The following is a 17,315-nucleotide window of genomic DNA, read 5'->3' on the forward strand; positions in this document are numbered from 1 at the left end:
CGTCCGGACCGCTTGTGCGACCCGCGACAGCAGCTTGCACAAAGGCCCTTAAGGCTGAATGCCGGATAGCTTCGGGCGGCATCTGAGTCGAATAACGCGTGAGCTTGCAACACGGTTGACGATAATTTTCTGGAATATTTACTCGCTGACCTGAGAAGCGGAACCGCGGGCTTGCACGAGTCCCTTGATGCGGAAAAAATACTTGCTGGTACAACGGCTTAGGTAACCGATGCCGATTGAACGAGCATCACACCGTGCCATCCCACGGCGCCCGTGGTGGTAGTTCGACGTGCTCGCCTGGCAAGAGACCCAGCGCAAAAATATCGAGCGCACCGATTCCGACGCGCACGAGACGCAGCGTTGGAAAACCAACCGCCGCAGTCATGCGCCGTACCTGCCGGTTCTTGCCTTCGGTGATCGAGAGTTCGATCCAGGTCGTGGGAATGGCCGCGCGAAAGCGGACGGGCGGGGTGCGCGCCCAGAGCGTTGCGGGCGGGTCGACGAAATCCACGCGACACGGGCGCGTCACATAATCACCAAGATCGACGCCGCGCGCGAGGGTCTTCAGATCGCTGTTTGCCGGCGCGCCCTCTACCTGGGCCCAGTACCGCTTGACGAGTTTGTGCCGCGGCTCGGCGATGCGCGCCTGCAGCGAGCCGTCGTCTGTCAGGAGCAGCAGGCCTTCGCTATCGGAGTCGAGTCGTCCCGCCGGATAGACACCCGGAGTCTTGACCCAGTCGGCCAGCGAGGCGCGCGTTTCGTGCGGCGAGAACTGGCAGATTGTGCCGAACGGCTTGTTGAGAGCGATCAGGGGCATGCGGTAAGTCCGGCAAAAGTCGGGCCACGTCGGGCGCGGCAAAGCACATCGGCGGGTGATGTGCAGGCCGGGCCTGGTGGAAAATGGCGAGATATTAATGCATAATACGAAACGTCAAGTCTTCTGTCTTATATAAGACAGAAGACAAAGGACGCTGTTCATGCCGCGTCGTCTCGCCGGTTCCCATGGGGTCCGCGTCGATGTCTGCGTGGGCTAGAATAGCCGCCAGGCCGCTTGCGGGCGTCCGGCACTACGCGCGTAACGAGGAGCGCCCGGTTCTGCAGTCCCCAACCTGCTTTTACCCTGCTTCCACCAGCACATCACTGGAGTTCGATCATGCCGTATCAGCACATCAAGGTTCCGACGGGCGGTGACAAGATCACTGTCAACGCGGATTACTCGCTCAACGTATCCGACCAGCCGATCATTCCGTACATCGAAGGCGATGGCACGGGCTTCGACATCACGCCGGTGATGATCAAGGTGGTGGACGCTGCTGTCGAAAAGGCGTATGCGGGCAAGAAGAAAATTCACTGGATGGAAATCTATGCAGGGGAGAAGGCCACCAAGGTGTATGGCCCGGACGTGTGGCTGCCGGAAGAAACGCTTGAGGTACTGAAGGAATACGTGGTCTCGATCAAGGGACCGCTGACGACGCCCGTGGGCGGTGGTATTCGCTCGCTGAACGTTGCGCTGCGTCAGGATCTCGACCTGTACGTCTGCCTGCGCCCGGTGCAGTACTTCAAGGGCGTGCCTTCGCCGGTGCGTGAACCGGAGAAGACCAACATGGTGATCTTCCGCGAAAACTCGGAAGACATCTACGCCGGCATCGAATGGGCCGCGGAATCGGAGCAGGCGAAGAAGGTCATCAAGTTCCTGCAGGAAGAAATGGGCGTGAAGAAGATCCGCTTCCCGGAAACATCGGGTATCGGTATCAAGCCGGTCTCGCGCGAAGGCACGGAGCGCCTGGTTCGCAAGGCGATCCAGTACGCGATCGACAACGATCGCCGCTCGGTGACGCTGGTTCACAAGGGCAACATCATGAAGTTCACGGAAGGCGCATTCCGTGACTACGGCTACGCACTGGCGCAGAAGGAATTCGGCGCAGAGCTGGTCGACGGCGGCCCGTGGATGAAGTTCAAGAACCCGAAGACGGGCAGCGACATCGTCGTCAAGGACGTGATTGCCGATGCGTTCCTGCAGCAGATCCTGCTGCGTCCGGCCGAATACGATGTGATCGCCACGCTGAACCTGAACGGCGACTACATTTCGGACGCGCTGGCAGCACAGGTCGGCGGTATAGGCATCGCGCCGGGCGCGAACCTGTCGGATTCCGTCGCGATGTTCGAAGCGACGCACGGTACGGCGCCGAAGTACGCAGGCAAGGATTACGTGAACCCGGGTTCGGAGATCCTGTCGGCGGAGATGATGCTGCGCCACATGGGCTGGACTGAAGCAGCAGATGTGATCATTGCTGCAATGGAAACGTCGATTCTGCAGAAGCGTGTCACATATGACTTCGCGCGTCTGATGGAAGGCGCGACGCAGGTGTCGTGCTCGGGCTTCGGCCAGGTGTTGATTGAAAATATGTAAGCGCGTCTGATACGTTCAGGAGCGATCGGGCAAGCCCTGGTGCGCACGATGTGTCGCCAGGGTTTTTTGTTTTACCAAGTTGGGTATCGCAATGCATTGCGCGTGCGGCGGCATTGCATAGATGTGCCTGGCGTCTGTCGCGCTCATCGTTCGAGTGAGTCCGTGCCGGCACCGCGCACCCACTGTGCGATGCATGCAGCCGACAGCGATGTCGCCAGTCGCTTGCGCAAAGTGCGCGGGTCATCGCACGATCACGCGCGAACGTGTCTTGCCCACGTTCGCCCGTAACAAGGAAACGATCATGAGTCGCAGGCAATTTCTCGCGCGCTCGCTGAGCGCCGTTCTCGCGTCGCTGTTTGCGCGCGGCGTCTTTGCGCAGCACGCAGGCCATTCGATGCCGGACATGCCCGATATGGACGACATGCCGGGCATGTCCGGCACGCAGCATGCTGAACCATCAGTCAAAAAAACGTCACCGGTCACACTCGCGTCCCCCGACGCGCTTCCTAAAGGCGCACCGCTTGCGGACCTGCGCAAGCTGCCAAACGAAAGCCGCGAACGCGGCTTCTTCCGCGCGACACTCATCGCGGAGCCGGTGTCGCGCGAGGTGCTCCCAGGCCTTCCGACGACCTTCTGGCAATACAACCCGGCGAACGGCGATACGACCCACGGTCCGTTCACGGGTCCGCTGATTGACGTCCGCGAAGGCGATACCGTCGAGATCCGCTTCGTCAACCGCCTGCCGCAGCCGTCAACGATCCACTGGCATGGCCTGCCCGTTCCGCCCGATCAGGACGGCAACCCCGCCAACATGGTCGCACCGGGCGCCACGCATGTTTACCGGTTCACCTTGCCGGCGGGCAGCGCCGGGACGTACTGGTATCACCCGCATCCGCACATGATGTCGGCGGAACAGGTGTTTCGCGGGCTGGCCGGACCGATCATCGTGCGTGCCGCCGATGATCCGCTCGCTGGGTGGCCCGAACGCACGCTGTTCTTTTCCGATCTCAGGCTCGCCAGCGACGGCTCGATTCCGCCGAACGACCTGATGGACTGGATGAACGGTCGCGAAGGGCAGTTCGTGCTGGTGAATGGCGCGCTTCGGCCGCGAATCACCGTGGTGGAAGATGAGCGCTGGCGTCTCTGGAATGCTTGCAGTGCCCGCTATTTGAGATTCTCCTTGGGTGATAAGCAGCGCTTCGCTCAGGTCGGCACGGACGGCGGTCTGCTGGAAAAGCCGCGGGATGGGCTGACGGAACTCCTGCTCGCGCCCGGCGAGCGGGCGGAAGTGATCGTGCGGGCAGGTGACGCACCGTCTGAGGCGACGCTGACTGCTGAGGTCTACGATCGCCGCAAGATGGCGATGTCGCACGGCAGTCTGCCGCCCGACCCGGCGCGTGCGCTCGCCGCTGTCAACTACCAGCCGTTGGCCGGCGCCAGCGAACGTGCAATTCCTGCAACGCTCAGGACGATCATGTCGCTGGGTGCACCAGTCGCCCGGAAGTCGGTTGTTTTTTCCGAGTCGATGGACATGGCCGCCATGCACCGTCCCGGCGCATCCGCACGCGGGATGCCGGCCGGCATGAAGTTCATGATCAATGGCGCGACCTTCGATCCAGAACGCGTGACGCTCACTAGCCGCCGCAACGAAGTCGAGTTATGGTCGATCGAAAATCGCACCGACATGGATCATCCGTTCCATTTGCACGGCACGCAGTTTCAGGTGATAGAACGGGAGCGGGGCGGCGCAAAAATACCCGAGCCCTATCTCGCGTGGCGGGATACGGTCAATGTTCAGCCGGACGAAATCGTCCGCATTGCCACTGTGCAAAACACAGCGGGCGAGCGGATGTTCCATTGCCATATTCTGGAGCACGAGGATCTCGGCATGATGGGCACTCTAAAGGTGATCTGAGCTGGATAACCGGGTAATCGGGTGATCGGGTAACCGCATCGAATCCAGTTGATTCCAGCTCATTGCTTCGAAAGTCGAACTCGAAATCTGGCGGCCTGAAATGAAGAAACCCGGCACGAGGCCGGGTTTCCAGGGTACGGGTATCGAACGGATCAGGCAGCAGCCTGGATGTTCGATGCCTGTTTGCCTTTGGGGCCTTGCACGACCTCGAAGCTTACCTTCTGGCCTTCCTTGAGGGTTTTGAACCCGTTCATCTGGATAGCCGAAAAGTGCGCAAACAGATCCTCACCGCCTTCGTCGGGCGTAATGAATCCGAAACCTTTCGCGTCATTGAACCATTTGACCGTACCAGTTGCCATTCCAACTTCCCCTGTAACTCATGTCACTACCACGAGCCCTCGAAAAGCTTGACGACCACGGAATGCAGCCGCCCCTCCTCCAAGCTCACCATCGGCATTTTTTCGTATGTCCGGCTGGGTTGAAAAAAGTGCCAGCTTGATTGTTGAGGCTCTTAATTCGACTGTCAAGAAAATTTTGAGACTGCCGTAGACGCGTTGTAAAGATCCAATTTCCAGGGTTTTTCCTTCTTTTCTTATGTGCGCTGGCGCAAGCGGGGCGCCTTGAAAAGTCGCATAATCGACTCACATGAGGTCTCCAGGGGGCGCGCGTCGAGCGAGCCTCCGGCCTGTTCCGGTGGGTTGTGCGATACTCGTTTCGACTGCAGTTTTCCGGAGCGGGCCGCAATGACATTCCGGAGAGCCGGATCCGCAATAGGCTCGGCGCAGATCACACGCCCGGTGGGGCAGGAGAGTGGCGGGGCGGTTGGACGGTACAAACCGGCCACCGGCCGGCCGGTCGGGTTTTGGCAGGGATTGCGGGCCTGTCCGAGTTGTTTAGAATGGGTGTATGGCGATTATTCCGGACAAGCAGGACGGCACCGTACTGGAGCGGCAGGAACAAAAGCTGAAACCGCCATCCATGTATAAGGTGGTGCTGTTGAATGACGACTTCACGCCAATGGAATTTGTCGTGATGATCGTGCAGGAGTATTTCAATAAAGATCGCGAGACGGCAACGCAGGTAATGTTGAAGGTACATCGCGAAGGTCGGGGGGTTTGTGGGGTCTACACGCGGGACATCGCGTCGACCAAAGTCGAGCAAGTCGTTACCCACGCACGGCAGGCCGGGCATCCGCTGCAGTGTGTGATGGAGGAAGCATGATTGCCCAGGAACTGGAAGTCAGCCTGCACATGGCGTTCATGGAAGCACGCCAGGCGCGGCATGAGTTCATAACGGTCGAACATCTTTTACTGGCCCTGTTGGACAATCCGACGGCAGCAGAAGTGTTGCGCGCGTGTGCGGCCAACATCGAAGATCTGCGCCAGAACCTGCGCAACTTCATTCATGACAACACGCCGACCGTGCCTGGCACGGACGACGTCGATACGCAGCCGACACTCGGCTTCCAGCGCGTGATTCAACGCGCGATCATGCATGTTCAGTCGACTTCGAACGGCAAGAAGGAAGTTACCGGCGCGAACGTCCTTGTCGCCATTTTTGGCGAGAAGGATTCGCACGCGGTCTACTACCTGCAGCAGCAGGGCGTGACACGTCTCGATGTGGTGAACTTCATTTCGCATGGCATCGCCAAGACGAACAGCGCGGACGCCGCGAAAGCGAGCGATTCGAATGCCGAGTCCGACGAAGCTGCTGCGCAGAAGGAAACACCGCTCGCGCAATTCACGCAGAACCTGAACCAGATGGCGAAAGACGGCCGCATCGATCCGCTGATTGGACGCGAGTCGGAAGTCGAGCGCGTGGTGCAGGTGCTGTGCCGTCGACGCAAGAACAATCCGCTGCTGGTCGGTGAGGCTGGCGTCGGCAAGACGGCGATCGCCGAAGGGCTCGCCTGGCGCATCACGCGCGGCGAAGTGCCGGACATTCTTGCCGACGCGCAGGTGTACTCGCTCGACATGGGGGCGCTGCTGGCGGGCACCAAGTATCGGGGCGACTTCGAGCAGCGTCTGAAGACGGTTCTCAAGGAATTGAAGGAGCGTCCGCACGCGATTCTCTTCATCGACGAAATCCACACGCTGATCGGCGCAGGCGCTGCGTCGGGCGGCACGCTGGATGCGTCGAACCTGCTGAAGCCGGCGTTGTCGTCGGGCACGCTGAAGTGCATCGGTGCAACTACCTTCACGGAATATCGCGGCATTTTCGAAAAGGACGCGGCGTTGTCGCGTCGTTTCCAGAAGATCGACGTAACCGAGCCGACCGTCGAGCAGACGGTGGCGATTCTGCGCGGCCTCAAGTCGCGTTTCGAAGAGCACCACGGCGTGAAGTATTCGTCGGGCGCGCTGTCGGCGGCGGCTGAGCTGTCGGCGCGCTTCATCACCGATCGTCATCTGCCGGACAAGGCCATCGACGTGATCGACGAAGCGGGTGCCGCGCAACGCATCCTGCCGAAGTCGAAGCAGAAGAAGACGATCGGCAAGGGCGAGATCGAGGAAATCATCTCGAAGATTGCGCGTGTGCCGGCGCAAAGCGTGTCGCAGGACGACCGCAGCAAGCTGCAGACGCTCGATCGAGATCTGAAGAGTGTCGTGTTCGGGCAGGACCCGGCCATCGACGCGCTGTCGGCGGCCATCAAGATGGCGCGTGCTGGCCTCGGCAAGACGGACAAGCCGATTGGCGCGTTCCTGTTCTCCGGTCCGACCGGTGTCGGCAAGACCGAAGTTGCGCGGCAACTCGCGTTCACGCTCGGCATCGAGCTGATCCGTTTCGACATGTCGGAATACATGGAACGTCACGCGGTGAGCCGGTTGATCGGCGCGCCGCCAGGCTATGTCGGTTTCGACCAGGGCGGACTGCTCACCGAAGCTGTCACGAAGAAGCCACATTGCGTGCTGTTGCTCGACGAAATCGAGAAGGCGCATCCGGACATCTACAACGTGCTGCTGCAGGTGATGGATCACGGCACGTTGACGGACAACAACGGTCGCAAGGCTGACTTCCGCAACGTCATTATCATCATGACGACGAATGCGGGCGCTGAGTCGATGAACAAGTCGACGATCGGCTTCACGTCGCGCCGCGAGACCGGCGACGAGATGGTCGAGATCAAGCGCATGTTCACGCCGGAGTTCCGTAACCGTCTGGACGCGACGATCAGCTTCCGCTCGCTCGATGAAGAAATCATCATGCGTGTGGTCGACAAGTTCCTGATGCAGCTCGAAGACCAGCTGCATGAGAAGAAGGTCGATGCGCTCTTCACCGACGCGCTGCGCAAGCATCTCGCGAAGCACGGTTTCGATCCGCTGATGGGCGCGCGTCCGATGCAGCGTCTGATCCAGGACACGATCCGTCGTGCACTGGCTGATGAACTGCTGTTCGGCAAGCTGATGAGCGGTGGCCGCGTCACGGTGGACGTCGATGCCGACGACAAGGTGCAGTTGACCTTCGACGAGCAGCCGGCTCCGCGCAATCCGAATCCGGAAGCGGTCGAAGTCGAATAAGCTTTTCGCTGTACCCTGGAAGCTGTACCCAAAAGCAGAACGGCGCGGGCAAAAACCCGCGCCGTTCTGCTTTTTGCTTAACCGGTGCCGGTCAGTGCTTGCCGGTGCTGCCAAACCCCCCGGCACCGCGCTCGCTTTCCGCAAAATCATCGACGATGTTGAACTCGGCCTGCACGACCGGAACGATCACGAGCTGCGCGAGACGCTCCATCGGATTGAGCGTGAATTCGGTTTGTCCACGATTCCACGTCGAGATCATCAGTTGCCCCTGATAATCCGAGTCGATCAAACCGACCAGATTCCCCAGCACGATGCCATGCTTGTGGCCGAGACCCGAGCGCGGCAAGATCACCGCGGCATAGCCCGGATCGCCGACGTGAATCGCAAGCCCCGTCGGCACGAGCGCCGTTTCACCCGGCTTCAGTGTCAACGGTTCGTTGAGGCACGCGCGCAGGTCGAGGCCCGCGCTGCCGGTTGTCGCGTATGCGGGTAGCTGGTCGCGCATGCGCGCATCGAGAATCTTCAGGTCGAGTTTCATGCAGGTTGGAAGTAAGTGGAATGAGGCCTCAGCGTGCCAGCTGGAACGCGTCGGCGAGAAGTTCGTAAGAGCGAAGCCGTGCGCGGTAGCTGCCGGCCACCGTTAGCACGATCAGTTCGTCAGCCTGGAATTGTTCCTCCAGCGCGTGCAACCGTTCGGTGACAGCCTCCGGCGTACCGATGATGCTGCGTGGTTTTTCGCGGTCGATCACCAGCTGCTCGCGTTCGCCGTATTCCTGCGCAAGCCCCTGTTCGATCGACGGGATCGGCGTGTTCAATCCGTGCGCCATCTGCACGCGACGCAGGTCGACGGCTTTCTCCAGATCGGCGGCTTCCTGTTCGGTGTCGGCGCAGATCACGAACACGGCGGCGGCGAGATACGCTTTGGCTTCGTTGCCGGGCTTGAAGCGTTCCCGATACGTCTGCGCGACCTGATGCCCGAAATGCGCGTTGATGAAATGAGCGAACGAGAAGCGGATACCGAGTTGGGCCGCAAGCATCCCGCCGAAGTCGCTCGAGCCGAGCACCCACAGCTGCGGGCGGGTGTCGATCTGCGGTTGCAGCAGCACGCCACGCGCGATGTGCTCGGGCGGCAATGTGCCGTTCACCAGTCCGACGAGATCGGCGACCTGCTGCGGGAAAATGTCGCCGCGGTTGTAGCTGCCGGCCGCGACGGCCTGCGCAGTGCGCATGTCCCCACCCGGCGCGCGGCCGACACCCAGATCGATCCGGTTCGGGAAGAGCGCTTCGAGCATCAGGAACTGCTCGGCGACCTTGAATGGGCTGTAGTACGGCAGCATGACGCCGCCAGAGCCGAGCCTTATGCGCGTGGTCACGCTGCCGAGGCGCGCCAGCATCACCTCTGGACAGGGATTCGACACGCCGCGCAGGCCATGATGCTCGGCGCACCAGTAGCGCGTGTAGCCGAGATCGTCAGCGAGTTGCGCGAGTTCGATGGTGGCGGCGATCGCGTCCGCCACTGAGTGCCCGTCGATCACGGGCGTTTGATCGAGCACGGAAAGTAGCGTCATGACAGTACCGCTCCGATATGAAACAAGGTTACAGCAATGCGCGCAGCGTCAGGATATCAGGCTCGCGTCCGGCAGCCGCTTTGCAATTTCGGCGATCAGGGCACGAGCGAGCGTGTGTTTGTCCGCGCGTGGCAGCCTGGTCGCGCCTTCGGCTTCGAACAGAATCACTTCATTGTCGTCGAGGCCGAAGGTTTGCGGGCCAAGATTGCCGATCAGCAGCGGCACGCTTTTGCGCACGCGTTTTTCCTCGCCATGTACTTCGAGGTCGCCGCTTTCTGCCGCAAAGCCGACGCAGAAGGGCGGATGCGGCAGCTTCGCTACCGCGGCCAGGATATCGGGATTCTCGACGAAGGTAAATGTCGGCAGCGCCTTGTCGGCGGTCTTCTTGATCTTGTGATCGCTCACCTGATCGACGCGCCAGTCGGCAACCGCCGCAACACCAATGAAGATGTCGTGGTCCGGCACCGCGCGCATGACCGCGTCGTGCATCTGCTGCGCGGTCTGGACGTCTTCGCGGAACACGCCCCACGGCGTGTCGAGCGCGACAGGGCCCGCGACCAGATGGACAGCGGCGCCGGCCTGTTGCGCGGCGCGTGCCAGCGCGAAACCCATCTTGCCGCTCGAGCGATTCGTGATGCCGCGCACGGGGTCCAGCGGTTCGAACGTCGGACCCGCGGTGAGCAGCACGCGCCTTCCGGCGAGTATTTTCGGCTGGAAAAACGACGCGATTGCCTCGTAGGTGGCTTCGGGCTCCAGCATCCGGCCGTCGCCCACTTCGCCGCAGGCCTGCGCGCCCGAGTCGGGGCCGAGCACTTCGATGCCGTCGGCGCGCAGTTGCGCGACATTGCGCTGCGTCGCCGGATTCATCCACATCTGGCGATTCATCGCGGGCACGACGAGCAGCGGGCAATCCCGCGCTACGCATAGTGTCGACAGAAGATCGTCGGCCATGCCGTGCGCCAGCTTCGCCAGAAAATCGGTCGAAGCCGGCGCGATCACAATCGCATCGGCTTCGCGCGACAGGTCGATGTGCGCCATGTTGTTGGGAATGCGCGTGTCCCACTGGCTTGTGTACACGGGCCGGCCTGACAGCGCCTGCATCGTGACGGGCGTGATGAACTGCGTCGCCGCTTCGGTCATCGCGACCTGCACGGTCGCGCCGGCCTTCGTCAACAGACGCGTCAGTTCAGCGATCTTGTAGCAGGCGATCCCGCCCGTCATGCCGAGGATGAGATGCTTTCCTGCGAGTTCTGCGGTTGCCAACGCTAGCCTCCGACAAAGCCTGATGGCCGGCGCGATACACCGCCGGCCTTGAAACAACCCGTGCGGCGTTTAACGCGAGCCGCGCACGCGTCGCAATTCGTCGAACACGAGCAGCGCCGCGCCAATCGTGATCGCGCTGTCGGCGAGATTGAACGCGGGCCAGTGCCAGCCGCGCACGTGAAAATCGAGGAAGTCGATCACGTGGCCGTACACCAGCCGGTCGATCACATTGCCCAGCGCGCCGCCCAGAATCAGCGCCAGCGCCGTGCAGAAGAGCCGCTGCGTGCCATGGCGCTTCAGCAGGTAGCAGATCACCAGCGCCGCGACGACGCCGAGACCCGTGAACGCCCAGCGCTGCCAGCCGCCGGCAGCCGCGAGGAAGCTGAACGCCGCACCGCGGTTGTACACGAGCACGAGGTTGAAAAACGGCGCGATGGCAACCGACTCGCCATACGCGAACACCTTCGAGATCGCGATTTTCGACAGCTGATCGAACAGGATGACGATCAGCGCGACGCCCAGCCACGGCGCCAGAGATCCGCCAGCGGGTTTCGACATCGTTCTGGCCATTATGCCGCGCTCCTCGTTTCGCCGCTGCCGAACAGGTTGCTGAAGCAACGGCCGCACAGCGCCGGATGTTCGGCGTTCGCGCCGACATCCGCGCGATAGTGCCAGCAGCGTTCGCATTTCAGATACTTCGACGTGGTCACTTCCACTGCTTCGTCCTCTGCACTGTCGACCTTCACGACGGTCGCCGCCGAGGTGATCAGCACGAATTTCAGGTCGTCACCGAGGCTCGCAAGCGCGTCGTAACGTGCGCAGCTCGCGCGGAGTTCGACTTCGGCCTGCAGCGACGAACCGATCAGGTTCGCCACACGCGCCTCTTCCAGCGCCTTGGTGACGTCACTGCGAACGGTGCGCAGCAGCGTCCATTTGTCGAGCAGCCCGGCGGCTTCCGGCACGTCCGGGTACGCATGATACGTTTCCGTGAAAATCGTATCGCTGGCCGGCTGGACCACCTTCCACGCTTCTTCCGCCGTGAACGACAGGAACGGCGCCATCATGCGCAGGAGGCCCTGTGCGATGTGATACAGCGCGGTCTGCGCACAGCGACGCGCGACCGAATCCGGCGCGGTCGTATACAGACGGTCCTTCAGCACGTCGAGATAGAAGCCGCCGAGGTCTTCCGAGCAGAACGTCTGCAGCTTGGCGACGACCGGGTGGAACTCATACTTCTCGTAGTGCGCAAGCACGTCTGCCTGCAGGCCGGCCGTCAGAGCGACCGCATAGCGATCAATTTCGAGCCAGTCGCCGACCGGGCGCGCGTCTTTCGCGAAGTCGAAGTCAGACAGGTTCGCGAGCAGGAAGCGCAGCGTGTTGCGGATGCGGCGATACCCTTCGGTCACGCGCTTCAGGATTTCCTCGGAGATCGCCAGTTCGCCGGAATAGTCGGTCGACGCGATCCACAGACGAATAATTTCTGCGCCCAGCCGGTTCGCGACCTCGTGCGGATCGATGCCGTTGCCAAGCGACTTGCTCATCTTGCGCCCTTCGCCGTCGACGGTGAAGCCGTGCGTCAGGAGCGCGTTGTACGGCGGCCGGCCGTCGAGCATCGAAGCGGTTAGCAGCGACGAGTGGAACCAGCCGCGATGCTGGTCCGAGCCTTCCAGATAGAGATCGGCCGGGAACTGCAGTTCGTCCTTGTGCGAGCCGCGCAGCACGTGCCAGTGGGTCGTGCCGGAATCGAACCACACGTCGAGCGTGTCGCGGTTCTTTTCGTACAGGTTGGCGTCATCGCCGAGCAGTTCGCGCGGGTCGAGGGTCTGCCACGTTTCGATGCCGCCCTTTTCGACGCGTTGCGCAACCTGCTCGAGCAGTTCCAGCGTGCGCGGATGCAGTTCGCCGGTTTCCTTGTGCACGAAGAACGCCATCGGCACGCCCCACTGGCGCTGACGCGACAGCGTCCAGTCCGGGCGGTTGGCGATCATGCTGAAGAGGCGCTGCTTGCCCCACGACGGATAGAACGCCGTCGCCTCGATGCCTTCGAGCGCGGTTTCGCGCAGCGTCCTGTGGGTGTCGTTCGGCTTCACGTCCATGCCGGCAAACCATTGCGAAGTCGCACGGTAGATGATCGGCGTCTTGTGGCGCCAGCAGTGCATGTAGCTGTGCTCGAACTTCTCGGTGCGCAGCAGCGAGCCGGCGGCTTCCAGCGCTTCGACGATCTGCGGATTCGCGGCCCAGATCGACAGCCCGCCGAAGAGCGCCAGCGATTCGATATAGCGGCCGTCGCCCATCACCGGATTGATGATGTCCGAGTCGGCCATGCCGTGCGACTTGCACGACACAAAGTCCTCCACGCCATAGGCCGGCGACGAGTGGACGATGCCCGTGCCCGTTTCGGTCGTCACGTAGTCGCCGAGATAAACCGGAGCGGTGCGCTTGTAGCCCGGATGCGCGGACGCGAGCGGGTGATGGAAGCGAACGTTCACGAGCTTCGCACCGGCGGTTGTCGCGATCACGTGGCCTTCGAGACCGTATTGCTTCAGGCACGCCTCGACGCGCTCTTCGGCGAGGATCAGCAGACCGCGCGGCGTATCGACCAGCGCGTAGGTGATTTCCGGATGGAGGTTGAGCGCCTGGTTGGCGGGGATCGTCCACGGCGTGGTCGTCCAGATGACGATGCCGCCTTCGCTGCGCGGCAGCGACGCGAGGCCGAACGCGTGCGCTGTTTTCTCAGGCTCGGCGAAGCCGAACAGCACGTCGATGGTCGGATCGGTCTTGTCCTTGTATTCGACTTCCGCTTCGGCGAGCGCCGAGCCGCAGTCGAAACACCAGTTCACCGGCTTCAGGCCTCGGAACACGTAGCCCTTTTCCATGATTTTCGCGAGCGCGCGGATTTCGCCGGCCTCGTTCGCGAAGTTCATCGTTTTGTACGGATTATCCCAGTCGCCCAGCACGCCCAGACGCCGGAAACCGGCCTTCTGCTTCTCGATCTGCTCGGTCGCGTAGGTGCGCGCCTTCTGCATCACTTCGGCGGCGGGCAGCGATTTGCCGAACTGCTTTTCGATCTGGATTTCGATCGGCATGCCGTGACAATCCCAGCCTGGCACGTAGACGGCGTCGAAGCCCGCGAGATTGCGCGCCTTGACGATCATGTCCTTCAGGATCTTGTTGACCGCGTGGCCGAGGTGGATGTCGCCGTTCGCGTACGGCGGGCCGTCGTGCAGGATGAACTTCTTGCGACCCTTGCTGGCGGCGCGGATCTTTTCGTAGATCTTGCGCTCTTGCCAGTCCTTGACCCATTGTGGCTCGCGCTTGGGCAGGTCGCCCCGCATCGGGAACGGCGTGTCGAGCAGGTTGACCGGGTAGCGGGACGGCGGTTTCGATTCGGCTTTCTTGTTGCTCATGGTCAGATCGGTTGAATTCGGTGTATCGCGGTGGTCGCGGGGCGGGGCACAAGTCCGGCGCGTCCGGCAGGCGGGTCGCAACTGCGACAGGCGCCCTTCGATGCGCTCGGCGAGAGGTACGTGCGATGCGCTTTGACGAAGCCTCTCACGTACCGCGGCGATTATCTAATTCGGTCGGTGGCCGAAGTGGCGAAGCCGGTCGACCGGCTACCCGGCGCATCGGCGCCGACGGCGGCAAACCACGCCCGCGCGTTGGCAACGTCGCGAGAGATGGCGGCGCCCAGCGTTTCGAGGTCGACGTATTTTTCCTCGTCGCGCAGCTTCTTCAGGAATTCGACGCGCACGAGTTTGCCATACGCGTCGCCGTGCCAGTCGAGCAGGTGCACTTCAAGCAGCACACGGCCGGAATCGTCGACGGTCGGCCGCAGGCCGAGGCTTGCGACGCCCGGCAGCGGTTGCGCCGCGACACCATGCACACGGACGATGAAAATGCCCGAGAGCGCCGGCCGCTTGTGCGCGATCGGCAGGTTGAGGGTCGGGAAGCCAAGATCGCGGCCCAGCTTCATGCCATGTACGACGTGGCCGCTGATCAGGTAATCCCGGCCGAGCGCGCCACGCGCCGAATCGAGATCGCCCGCGACCAGCGCCGTGCGCACGCCCGAGCTGGAAATACGCGCACCCGACGGGTCGGCGACGGTCGCCATCTGCTCGACCTCGAAGCCGTACTGCTCGCCCGCGGCCTTCAGCGACGCGAAGTCGCCGGCGCGCTTCGCGCCATAGCGGAAATCATCGCCGATCATCACCCAGCGCGCGTGCAGGCCATTCACAATGATCCGTTCGACGAACGCATCCGGCGACTGGCTCGCAAAGGTCTGATTGAAATGCTCGACGACTACCCGGTCGACACCGTTCATACGCAGCGCTTCCAGCTTGTCGCGCAGCATCGCGATACGCGGCGGCGCGCCGGCCGGATTGAAGAATTCGCGGGGGTGCGGCTCGAAGGTCATCACGCAGACGGGCAGGCCGCGCGCATCGGCCGCCGCGCGCACGTGCGCGAGCAAAGCCTGATGGCCGCGGTGGACACCGTCGAAGTTGCCGATCGTCAGTGCGCAGGGCGCACGGCTCTCGGCGTTGGGAAGACCGCGGAAGACTCTCACGATAGCGGGTGTGGCGGGTTTAAATAGAGTGGGCCAAATGCCGCAAAACACACGATTATAAACGCTCGGGCGCCGCCACGGCGGCGCGGCCCGGTTTGGGTGCCCCCCGGATGATAAAATCCGCGGATGAAAAAACTCGTCATCCTGATTTCCGGGCGGGGAAGCAACATGGAAGCCATCGTTCGCGCGTGTTCACGCGAACGATGGCCGGCAGAGGTCGCCGCCGTGATTGCCAACCGTCCAGACGCCGCGGGCCTTGCGTTCGCGGCGTCGCAAGGCATCGCCACGACGGTCGTCGACCACCGCCAGTTTCCTGACCGGGACAGCTTCGATGCCGCGCTCGCGCGCGAAATCGACGGCTTTTCGCCCGATCTGCTCGTTCTCGCCGGCTTCATGCGCGTGCTGACGCCTGGTTTCGTCGACCGTTATGCGGGGCGCATGCTGAACGTTCATCCGTCGCTGCTGCCCAGCTTTGCGGGCCTGAAAACTCATCAGCAGGCGTTGGATGCAGGCGTGCGCCTGCACGGCGCGTCTGTGCATTTTGTCACGTCGCAGCTCGATCATGGGCCGATCGTCATCCAGTCGGCCGTGCCAGTACTGTCCGGCGACGACGCCGCGGCGCTGGCCGCGCGCGTGCTTGTCACTGAACATGTTATTTACCCGCGTGCCGTGCGCTGGTTCGTCGAAGGGCGTCTCGCGCTCGACGGACTGCGCGTCACGCTTACGCCGCCGGAGCCACAATGGCTCTTTGCCGACCACACCGCCGGGGAGGGCGTATGAGGCTGCATGGTTTTCTGATTGGACAAACTGAAACGCTGCTCGCGGACGTACTGAAGTTCACCGGCCCGGCCGATGCATCCACCAGCCGTTTTTTCCGCGCTCATCCGAAGCTCGGACACGGTGAACGCGGTGTGATCGCCGAGGCTGTTTTCGCGGTACTGCGACGCCGGATGGAATTCGCGCATCTAGCCGAAAGTGGCACGGGCAGCCCGGCGCGGCGCCTTGCGCTACTCGGGCTGATGCAGACGGCGGGGCGCACGGCGCTCAAGCCGTTTGTGTCGGAACCCGAGTCGACGTGGCTCGAACACGTTGCGAAGATCGATCCGGAGAGCCTGCCGCTGCGGATCCGCATGAATCTGCCCGACTGGATCTATCAGGCACTGTCGACGCGCTTCGAGCCGGAAGAACTGGCGCAACTGGCGGCGGCGCTGAACTATCCGGCACCGCTCGATCTTCGCGCAAATCCGATCAAGGCGAGCCGCGACGAACTGCTCACCGCGCTCAGCAAGGCCGGCATCGAAGCCGGCGCGACGCCGTTCGCGCCGTTCGGCGTGCGCGTGATCGGCAAGCCGCCGCTCACCAGGCTAGATGCGTTCCAGAACGGCTGGGTCGAAGTACAGGATGAGGGCAGCCAGTTGCTATGCTCGCTCGTTGCGCCGAAGCGCGGCGAGATGATCGTCGACTTCTGCGCCGGCGCCGGCGGCAAAACGCTCGCGCTAGGCGCGGCGATGCGCTCGACGGGTCGTCTGTATGCATTCGACATCTCCGAGCGGCGTCTCGCAAAGCTCAAGCCGCGTCTCGCGCGCAGCGGTCTGTCGAACGTGAATCCGGTGCTGATCGACAGCGAACACGATGCGAAGATCAAGCGCCTCGCGGGCAAGATCGACCGTGTGCTGGTCGACGCGCCTTGCAGCGGGCTCGGCACGCTGCGCCGCAACCCCGACCTGAAGTGGCGGCAGTCGCCGGAATCGGTCGCCGAACTGACGCCTAAGCAGGCGTTGATTCTGGCCAGCGCCGCGCGTCTGGTGAAGAAGGGTGGGCGACTCGTCTACGCGACCTGCAGCATCCTGGAGGCCGAAAACGAGGCGATCGTGAAGCAGTTCCTCGCTGATCATCCTGATTTCGTGCTTGTGCCGGCCCGTGATGTCCTCGCGGAACAGCGCATCGATCTGGAAATGGGCGACTACCTGTCGCTGTGGCCGCACCGCCACGCGACCGATGGTTTCTTCGCAGCGGTGCTGGAACGCCGCGCAGGCGTCGCCGCGGCGGAATAACCCCTAGGGCAGCTGTTCGCGCGTGG

Annotated in this window: 14 protein-coding genes; 6 read left to right on the forward strand and 8 right to left on the reverse strand. The window is 62.5% G+C overall.

The window, feature by feature from the left end:
* Positions 1–247: 247 nt before the first annotated feature.
* Complete coding sequence (locus B0G77_RS09690) at positions 248–817, reverse strand: pseudouridine synthase (protein ID WP_133661949.1); 570 nt, start codon at positions 815–817, stop codon at positions 248–250.
* Positions 818–1,153: 336 nt separating this feature from the next.
* Between B0G77_RS09690 and icd the strand changes: the two genes are divergently transcribed.
* Together icd and B0G77_RS09700 are read left to right on the forward strand one after the other, a co-directional pair.
* Positions 1,154–2,410 (forward strand): NADP-dependent isocitrate dehydrogenase, encoded by a 1,257-nt coding sequence (gene icd / locus B0G77_RS09695; RefSeq protein WP_133661950.1) that lies wholly within the window; start codon positions 1,154–1,156, stop codon positions 2,408–2,410.
* Between the two features lie 301 nt (positions 2,411–2,711).
* Positions 2,712–4,325, forward strand: a complete 1,614-nt coding sequence (locus B0G77_RS09700; RefSeq protein WP_133661951.1) for a multicopper oxidase family protein — start codon at positions 2,712–2,714, stop codon at positions 4,323–4,325.
* Positions 4,326–4,477: 152 nt separating this feature from the next.
* Here B0G77_RS09700 and cspD read toward each other — a convergent pair whose 3' ends face one another.
* A complete protein-coding gene (gene cspD, locus B0G77_RS09705; RefSeq protein WP_017776809.1) occupies positions 4,478–4,684 on the reverse strand; it encodes a cold shock domain-containing protein CspD in 207 nt (68 codons plus the stop codon).
* Between the two features lie 547 nt (positions 4,685–5,231).
* Here cspD and clpS point away from each other — a divergent pair.
* Both clpS and clpA read left to right on the forward strand, forming a co-directional pair.
* Entirely contained in the window at positions 5,232–5,546 is a 315-nt protein-coding gene (gene clpS / locus B0G77_RS09710; RefSeq protein ID WP_008919570.1) for an ATP-dependent Clp protease adapter ClpS, read from the forward strand.
* Positions 5,543–7,840: an ATP-dependent Clp protease ATP-binding subunit ClpA gene (gene clpA, locus B0G77_RS09715; RefSeq protein ID WP_133661952.1), complete on the forward strand. Its 2,298-nt coding sequence runs from the start codon at positions 5,543–5,545 to the stop codon at positions 7,838–7,840. The genes clpS and clpA overlap by 4 nt, the downstream gene beginning before the upstream one ends.
* A gap of 91 nt (positions 7,841–7,931) precedes the next feature.
* Here the strand turns inward: clpA and dut are convergent, their stop codons facing one another.
* From dut to B0G77_RS09745, 6 genes are all read right to left on the reverse strand, one after another.
* Positions 7,932–8,378: a dUTP diphosphatase gene (dut, locus tag B0G77_RS09720; protein ID WP_133661953.1), complete on the reverse strand. Its 447-nt coding sequence runs from the start codon at positions 8,376–8,378 to the stop codon at positions 7,932–7,934.
* A 28-nt stretch (positions 8,379–8,406) separates the two neighbouring features.
* A complete protein-coding gene (locus tag B0G77_RS09725; RefSeq protein ID WP_133661954.1) occupies positions 8,407–9,408 on the reverse strand; it encodes an LLM class flavin-dependent oxidoreductase in 1,002 nt (333 codons plus the stop codon).
* Positions 9,409–9,456: 48 nt separating this feature from the next.
* Complete coding sequence (coaBC, locus tag B0G77_RS09730; protein WP_133661955.1) at positions 9,457–10,671, reverse strand: bifunctional phosphopantothenoylcysteine decarboxylase/phosphopantothenate--cysteine ligase CoaBC; 1,215 nt, start codon at positions 10,669–10,671, stop codon at positions 9,457–9,459.
* A gap of 69 nt (positions 10,672–10,740) precedes the next feature.
* Complete coding sequence (lspA, locus tag B0G77_RS09735) at positions 10,741–11,241, reverse strand: signal peptidase II (protein ID WP_133661956.1); 501 nt, start codon at positions 11,239–11,241, stop codon at positions 10,741–10,743.
* On the reverse strand, positions 11,241–14,078 hold the full coding sequence (gene ileS / locus B0G77_RS09740) for an isoleucine--tRNA ligase (RefSeq protein ID WP_133661957.1): 2,838 nt from the start codon (positions 14,076–14,078) through the stop codon (positions 11,241–11,243). Before ileS ends, lspA begins: the two co-directional genes overlap by 1 nt.
* Positions 14,079–14,239: 161 nt before the next feature.
* Positions 14,240–15,235, reverse strand: coding sequence for a bifunctional riboflavin kinase/FAD synthetase (locus B0G77_RS09745; protein ID WP_133664085.1), 996 nt, complete (start codon positions 15,233–15,235; stop codon positions 14,240–14,242).
* Positions 15,236–15,361: 126 nt separating this feature from the next.
* On the opposite strand from B0G77_RS09745, the gene purN reads away from it, so the two are divergent.
* Positions 15,362–16,015, forward strand: a complete 654-nt coding sequence (gene purN, locus B0G77_RS09750) for a phosphoribosylglycinamide formyltransferase (RefSeq protein WP_133661958.1) — start codon at positions 15,362–15,364, stop codon at positions 16,013–16,015.
* Positions 16,012–17,289 carry an RsmB/NOP family class I SAM-dependent RNA methyltransferase gene (locus B0G77_RS09755; RefSeq protein ID WP_133661959.1) on the forward strand — a complete coding sequence of 426 codons (1,278 nt, stop codon included), beginning with the start codon at positions 16,012–16,014 and terminating at the stop codon, positions 17,287–17,289. The genes purN and B0G77_RS09755 overlap by 4 nt, the downstream gene beginning before the upstream one ends.
* The last annotated feature ends 26 nt before the right edge of the window (positions 17,290–17,315 follow it).

The sequence above is a fragment of the Paraburkholderia sp. BL10I2N1 genome, from assembly GCF_004361815.1.
Classification (GTDB): domain Bacteria; phylum Pseudomonadota; class Gammaproteobacteria; order Burkholderiales; family Burkholderiaceae; genus Paraburkholderia.

Bases quoted from the DNA above. Each gene is read 5' to 3' on its own strand.
- B0G77_RS09690 (WP_133661949.1), bottom strand. From the start codon at position 817: ATGCCCCTGATCGCTCTCAACAAGCCGTTCGGCACAATCTGCCAGTTC.
- icd (WP_133661950.1), top strand. From the start codon at position 1,154: ATGCCGTATCAGCACATCAAGGTTCCGACGGGCGGTGACAAGATCACT.
- B0G77_RS09700 (WP_133661951.1), top strand. From the start codon at position 2,712: ATGAGTCGCAGGCAATTTCTCGCGCGCTCGCTGAGCGCCGTTCTCGCG.
- cspD (WP_017776809.1), bottom strand. From the start codon at position 4,684: ATGGCAACTGGTACGGTCAAATGGTTCAATGACGCGAAAGGTTTCGGA.
- clpS (WP_008919570.1), top strand. From the start codon at position 5,232: ATGGCGATTATTCCGGACAAGCAGGACGGCACCGTACTGGAGCGGCAG.
- clpA (WP_133661952.1), top strand. From the start codon at position 5,543: ATGATTGCCCAGGAACTGGAAGTCAGCCTGCACATGGCGTTCATGGAA.
- dut (WP_133661953.1), bottom strand. From the start codon at position 8,378: ATGAAACTCGACCTGAAGATTCTCGATGCGCGCATGCGCGACCAGCTA.
- B0G77_RS09725 (WP_133661954.1), bottom strand. From the start codon at position 9,408: ATGACGCTACTTTCCGTGCTCGATCAAACGCCCGTGATCGACGGGCAC.
- lspA (WP_133661956.1), bottom strand. From the start codon at position 11,241: ATGGCCAGAACGATGTCGAAACCCGCTGGCGGATCTCTGGCGCCGTGG.
- ileS (WP_133661957.1), bottom strand. From the start codon at position 14,078: ATGAGCAACAAGAAAGCCGAATCGAAACCGCCGTCCCGCTACCCGGTC.
- purN (WP_133661958.1), top strand. From the start codon at position 15,362: ATGAAAAAACTCGTCATCCTGATTTCCGGGCGGGGAAGCAACATGGAA.
- B0G77_RS09755 (WP_133661959.1), top strand. From the start codon at position 16,012: ATGAGGCTGCATGGTTTTCTGATTGGACAAACTGAAACGCTGCTCGCG.